Consider the following 5,885-nt stretch of genomic DNA (forward strand, 5'->3'; position numbering starts at 1 on the left):
GCCGCGCACGCTGTCGCGAGGGTGGTGACGTCCACATCGCTAAGGCCGAGTTCCCGCGCCACTCCCACGGCGATTCGGTTCGCGGGAATGCGGCGCACCGCGGCGGGGTCGACCTCACCGAACCCGAACCGCACCGCGGTCGCCGCCACCGCCTCGCCGTCGTCCGAGCCGCCGTCGGTGGTGCCGATCGACACCACACCGTGGCTGTCGGCGAGGTCTCGTTCGTCCACACCCGCGTCGGCCAGGGCGAGGCGGGCGGAGTGATGGCGAACTGTGTCGCCCGGCCCACTTCCCTCGGCGGCAGTGTTCGCACCCATCGGGCCGGGTCGAAGTCCGTCACCTCGCATCCGGTGGTGTGGGCGAAGCCCTCGGTGTCGAACGCCGTGATGGGCCCGGCTCCGCTGCGCCCGGCCCGCAGCGCCTCCTCGAACGCGGCGGCGCCGGTGCCGATGCTCGATACGACACCGATCCCGGTGACTGCCACCCTGCGCATGGCTCAGCCACCCAGTGCGGCACTCAGCACCGCGAAAACGCCTTCGATGTTCACCAACCGTTCGATCTCGTCCTCATCGACTTCGACGTCGAACTCGATCTCGAGATGGGCGAGTAGTTCGATGAGCTTCATCGAGTCCGCGCCGAGGGTTTCGACGAACAGGTCGGTGTCCTCGACACGGTCTGCGTCCACCTCCAGCACTCGGCACACAAGACACCGGATGTCGTCGGCGCGTTTGGCCACAACGGGATGCGACGCGGTGTTCATTGCATCCAGCTGTTGTTCGAGAAGTCCTCGTCGTCGAAGACCTCTTCGCGACGACGTCGCACCGGCCGCGGTGGCGGTGGTGGTTTCGGCGCCTCGGGGGCGGGCTCGGGCGGCGCCACCGCGCGGGAGAACTTGCGTGTCTGAGCAGGCTGCGCGGCGGGTTGTTCCTCCACCGCCGCCTTCACCGGCGGACCCGCCGGAGCCTCCGGCCATGGCACCGCCGTCGGAGATCGACCCACCGCCCGAAGCCGCGGTGCCACCCACGCCTCCGCCGGATCCGACTGCCGGGACGCCCTTGTCGGCGTCGGCTTCCTCGTCGTCTTCGAACGGGTTCTCGCCCGGAGCGGGCATGGTTCGGGGACTTCCCCGGTCCGCGCCACCTCCCGTGCCTGCCCCCATACCGGCCCCACCCGTGGCACCGGATTCCTCGTCCTTCGCCTCTCCGAGGTGTAGGTGGTGGGAGGGGGTGTGCCGTCGTCCACGGTGACTCTCGTCGGCCCGTCCGGGCCCTCCGGACGCTCCGCGGTGATCTTGAGGTCCCCGTCCTCGATGTGGATCTTGCCGTCTTCGCCGGGCCGATGAACCTCCTCTTCAGCCCCGCCTCCGGCTCCCGTAGGGCCGAAGTCACCGGACTCGGACTGCCCGCCCTCATCGTTCTCGCCGTCACCGAAGTCGAGCTTGTACTCCTTCGGCTCGCCCGAACCGTCGTCGACCGAGATCTCCATCTCTCCGTCTTCGTCCGGTTCGGTCATTTCGAACGTGCGGTCACCCTTCTCCACGGTCAGGGTGTCTCGATCATCACCGACGTCCGTGACGGCCTCGCCGGTTTCGGGGTCGATCGGGTACGGCTCGCCCGTTTCCGGGTCGACCTCCAGTTCATCACCGGTGACCGGGTTCTTCCCCTGGTCCTGTCCGAGGATCTCCGGTTCCGGAATAGAGGGAGCGCTCGGTGTGGAGCCCCCGCCGCTCGGCGAAGTACCACCATCGCTGCCGGGATTCTGCGAGCCGGGGTCCTGGAGTCCGTCCTGGCTCGGATCCGCCAGACCGAGGTCACCGCCTTCGGGAAACTCGCTGGTGTAATCCTTGAAGTAATCGTTGAGCTCCTCCCACGCGCTGTCGACCTGCTCCTTCGTGTCGTCACAGACCGCGGTGAAGCTCTTGCAGAGGTGGTCGTAGAGGTCGGGGTTCCAGGAGGTCTGCACCCACTCCCTGCACTGGTCCACCGTCATCTCTTTGTTTCCGTCGTTCAGACCACAGTCGTCGGCGCGGATCGTCGACTCGATGTTGCTGCCAGTCTCGGCATCGACCCAGGCCGCTATCTCCAGGATCTGGGACTGGTCCTCCACCTCGCCGCGCGCGATCTTCATGACCTTCCTCGCCATGTCGGGCACAGCGGCGCCCACCGTGGGCGTGTACAGGTCGTCGATCTGCTCGATCTTGCTCTTGCACAGCTCGTACACCGTCTGCACCGCGGCCTCGATGACCTCGGCACCGCCCTTCAGATACTCCAGCAGTTCGTCGGAGTTCGGCGCGATGTCCTCGCTGTACTTCTGGTACGAGGCGTTCGCCGCGGGACCGGTCCAGTCCTTGTAGAGCGAATTGAGATTCGACTCCGTGGTGTCGTGCAGCTCCTGCAACGTGGCGTGCGCGTCCCGCAGTTTCTGGGCCTGTTCCAAGAACTTCTGAAAGTCGATGTCCCGCTGCTCGTCGAAGCGCTCCACGATGTCGGAGTCGAAGATGATGGGGCCGTCGATGTGCTTGCAGTCCCCGGGTGCCTCGTCGTCGACGGGCACGAACTGCTTGAACACCTCCAGCGCGGTCTCACCGAGATCGAACAGCTCGTCCGAGTTCTGCACCCCGCCGCTGGAGCCAGGAGCCTGCGCCTCGGCGAGTGCGGCGCTGTTCTCCTCGATGCGATCGGAGATCTGCCCCTCGCGATAGCCCTCACGTTCGGCTTCGGCCCTCGCCTCTTCATAGATCCTGTCGGTATCTCCGTAGAGCGCGGAAACCGTCCAGGGAGGTCCGCCCAGGTCAACGTTGTACTTCTCGAAGTACTCCCCGGCCGCCTCATTCTGGCCTCCATTCAGCGCATAGGCACCGAGTACCGCTTCTTTCGTTTCAGCCGAGACGTACGGGTCGTCCAGGATCTCCTTGGTCTCTTCCCAAGTCTTCCCACTCACATCCCGCTCCCCGACTGAGCCGCGGTCGCGGACTGCTCGGCCTCGGCCGCCTCGTACTGCTCGCCGGCACTACCTATCGCGCCGGCCAACGAGAGCAGGGACGCACACATTCCGTTCGCGCCCTTACCGATCTCCGCGATCGCGGTCGCGAAATCGGCCCCCCATTGTGTGTGCGCTTTTCCGAAATCCGTTTCGGCCACCTCGGCGGTTTCGAGATCCTTCACTTCGTCCTGCGCGGATTCCGCCTCGTCGTGGATCTTCTGGGACTCCCGCGCCATCGTGCCGGTTTCGGCCCTGTAGCCCTCCGGCGCCGCCACACCAGACTCGTCGGTCACAGCCACTCCCTCGCCCCCACCTGGCTGTCCCGCGAAGACTGCTACGACAGCCACTCCGCACTGCTGTGACACAACTAACACGCAGAATTGCCAACCAGGCAATAACCGATTACTGAAAGCCTGAGATATTCGAGGAATACGAAAATGCGGTACTCGGATTCAGCCGACTGACGCAACAACGCCGGCGAGGCGGTCGGCCGCCGCTTGGGCCGTGTCAGCGTCCGGGGCTTCCACCATGACCCTGATGAGCTGCTCGGTACCGGACGGGCGCAGCAACACCCTGCCCTGGTCACCCAGCTCAGCCTCCACGTCCGCAACGGCGTCCTTCACCGCGGGCGCTGCGGCCACAGCCTCCTTGTCGATGACAGGCACGTTGACCAGCACCTGCGGCAGCCTGTGCATCACCGTCGCCAACTCACGCAGCGACTTCCCCGTTTCAGAAACCCGCCCCATCAACCGGAGCGCGGTGAGAAGCCCGTCGCCCGTGGTGGCGTGGTCGGGCAACACCACGTGACCCGACTGTTCACCACCCAGCGAGAAACCGCCCGCGCGCAGCTCCTCCAGCACGTACCGGTCACCGACGGCCGTGGTGCGCACGGCGATGCCGTGCTTCTTCATCGCCAGGTGCAGGCCCAGGTTGCTCATCACCGTGGCCACGAGTGTGTTGTCGGCCAACTCGCCAGTCTCGGCCATACCGACGGCGAGGATGGCCATGATCTGATCACCGTCGACGAGAGCGCCGTCGGCGTCCACCGCGAGACAACGGTCGGCGTCTCCGTCATGGGCGATACCGAGGTCGGCGCCGTGTTCCACCACAGCGGCCTGCAGAACCTCCGGGCACGTGGAGCCACAAGCGTCGTTTATGTTGATGCCGTCGGGCTTCGCGTGCAGCGCGACCACCTCGGCGCCCGCCTTGCGGTACGCCTCCGGTGCCGCCGACGAGGACGCCCCGTTGGCGCAGTCCACCACGACCCTCAGCCCACTCAACGACACCGGCGCTGCTTCGAGGAGGTGAGCGACGTAGCGGTTCACAGCGTCAGTGACATCCGACACGCGGCCGATCTGTGGGCCGGTCGGCCGTGCACCCTGGGCGTTCAAGCCCCGCTCGATCTCGTCCTCGATACCGTCCGGAAGTTTGTGGCCCCCCTCGCCGAATAACTTGATGCCGTTGTCGGGCATCGGGTTGTGGGACGCGGAGATCATCACACCGAGGTTGGCCCCCAACTCGGTGACCAGATGAGCGACCGCCGGAGTGGGCAGGACACCGACACGCAATACATCCGCGCCAGCGGAGGTCAGTCCGGCGACAACGGCGGCCTCCAACATTTCGCCGCTCGCCCGCGAATCCCTGCCTACGACGGCCACGGGCCTGTGTGAACGGTCATGAGCGGCAAGGACACGCGCCGCGCTGGCGGCGATCGCCAGCGCCAGCTCCGGAGTGAGCTCGTCGTTGGCGAGGCCGCGAACCCCGTCCGTGCCGAAAAGGCGAGCCATGTTCGTCGACCTCCGTCGTCGCGAGCACAAGGTACCGACCACAAATAACCTAGCGACCCCACGATGCATGCCGTGGCCCCCATCGACCAACTGACCGCGTTTAGCGGGCTGAACGTGGCCGACTGAGGGTGGATTGACCGCGTTTAGCGGGCTAAACGCGGTCACCGACACACATGCCCCAGAGAAAAAACCGAGCGCCCACCCAGGAACGGGTGGGCGCTCGGAATGAGCTTGTCAGCGCTTGCTGTACTGCGGCGCCTTACGGGCCTTCTTCAGACCATACTTCTTACGCTCGGTCGCACGAGCGTCACGCGTGAGGAAGCCTGCCTTCTTCAACGCGGGACGGTCTTCGTTGTCGATCTCGGCCAGAGCACGCGCGATCGCGAGCCGCAGCGCACCCGCCTGACCCGAGATGCCACCGCCATCCAGGTTGGCGTGGATGTCGAACGACTCGGGCTTCTCGACGGTGATCAACGGCTCACGAATCAGCTGCTGGTGCACCTTGTTCGGGAAGTACTCCTCGAGGCTCTTGCCGTTCAGCTTGAACTCGCCGGTGCCGGGGACCATGCGCACCCGGACGACCGCCTCCTTGCGACGGCCCACCGTCTGCGCGGTACCCCCGGCAGCCCGAGACGGCGCCGGGGCGGCGGGCGTCTCACTGGTCACGACCGCCTCGTAGGCGGTCTCGGTCTCGGTGCTGGTCACAGACTGTTCCTCACTCACTAGGACACCTGAGCGATCTTGGTGATCTCGTGGGGCTGGGGCTTCTGCGCGGCGTGCGGGTGGTCCGGGCCGGCGTAGACCTTGAGCTTCTTCGCCTGGGCGCGGCCCAGCTTGTTCTTCGGCAGCATGCCCTTCACGACCTTCTCAACCAGCCGCTCCGGACGGGTGTCGAGCAGCTCGCCGAACGAGCGCTTACGCAGGCCACCGGGGTAGCCGCTGTGTCGATACGCGAGCTTCTGCTCACGCTTGTTTCCGGTGAGCGCCACCTTGTCTGCATTGACGATGATGACGAAGTCACCGGTGTCCACGTGCGGGGCATAGATGGGCTTGTGCTTGCCGCGCAGCAGCGTGGCGACCTCGGTCGCGAGCCGGCCGAGCACGACATTCTCGGCG

6 protein-coding genes and 1 pseudogene are annotated in these 5,885 nt (G+C 66.1%); all 7 read right to left on the reverse strand.

Annotated features, from left to right (window positions below):
• Positions 1-317 (reverse strand): annotated as a pseudogene (locus M7H19_RS06670) (hypothetical protein); the annotation flags it as partial.
• Between the two features lie 179 nt (positions 318-496).
• Positions 497-760 (reverse strand): acyl carrier protein, encoded by a 264-nt coding sequence (locus M7H19_RS06675; RefSeq protein ID WP_012795954.1) that lies wholly within the window; start codon positions 758-760, stop codon positions 497-499.
• Complete coding sequence (locus M7H19_RS06680; RefSeq protein WP_298178312.1) at positions 757-2,940, reverse strand: WXG100 family type VII secretion target; 2,184 nt, start codon at positions 2,938-2,940, stop codon at positions 757-759. The genes M7H19_RS06675 and M7H19_RS06680 overlap by 4 nt, the downstream gene beginning before the upstream one ends.
• A complete protein-coding gene (locus M7H19_RS06685) occupies positions 2,937-3,275 on the reverse strand; it encodes a hypothetical protein (RefSeq protein WP_298178314.1) in 339 nt (112 codons plus the stop codon). Before M7H19_RS06685 ends, M7H19_RS06680 begins: the two co-directional genes overlap by 4 nt.
• Before the next feature lie 159 nt (positions 3,276-3,434).
• A complete protein-coding gene (glmM, locus tag M7H19_RS06690; protein ID WP_298178316.1) occupies positions 3,435-4,769 on the reverse strand; it encodes a phosphoglucosamine mutase in 1,335 nt (444 codons plus the stop codon).
• A 234-nt stretch (positions 4,770-5,003) separates the two neighbouring features.
• On the reverse strand, positions 5,004-5,474 hold the full coding sequence (gene rpsI / locus M7H19_RS06695) for a 30S ribosomal protein S9 (protein ID WP_298178318.1): 471 nt from the start codon (positions 5,472-5,474) through the stop codon (positions 5,004-5,006).
• Positions 5,475-5,491: 17 nt separating this feature from the next.
• On the reverse strand, positions 5,492-5,885 hold a 394-nt coding region (rplM, locus tag M7H19_RS06700), incomplete at its 5' end, for a 50S ribosomal protein L13 (protein WP_298178320.1).

This window comes from Saccharomonospora sp. (assembly GCF_027317685.1).
In the GTDB taxonomy this organism is placed as follows: domain Bacteria; phylum Actinomycetota; class Actinomycetes; order Mycobacteriales; family Pseudonocardiaceae; genus Saccharomonospora.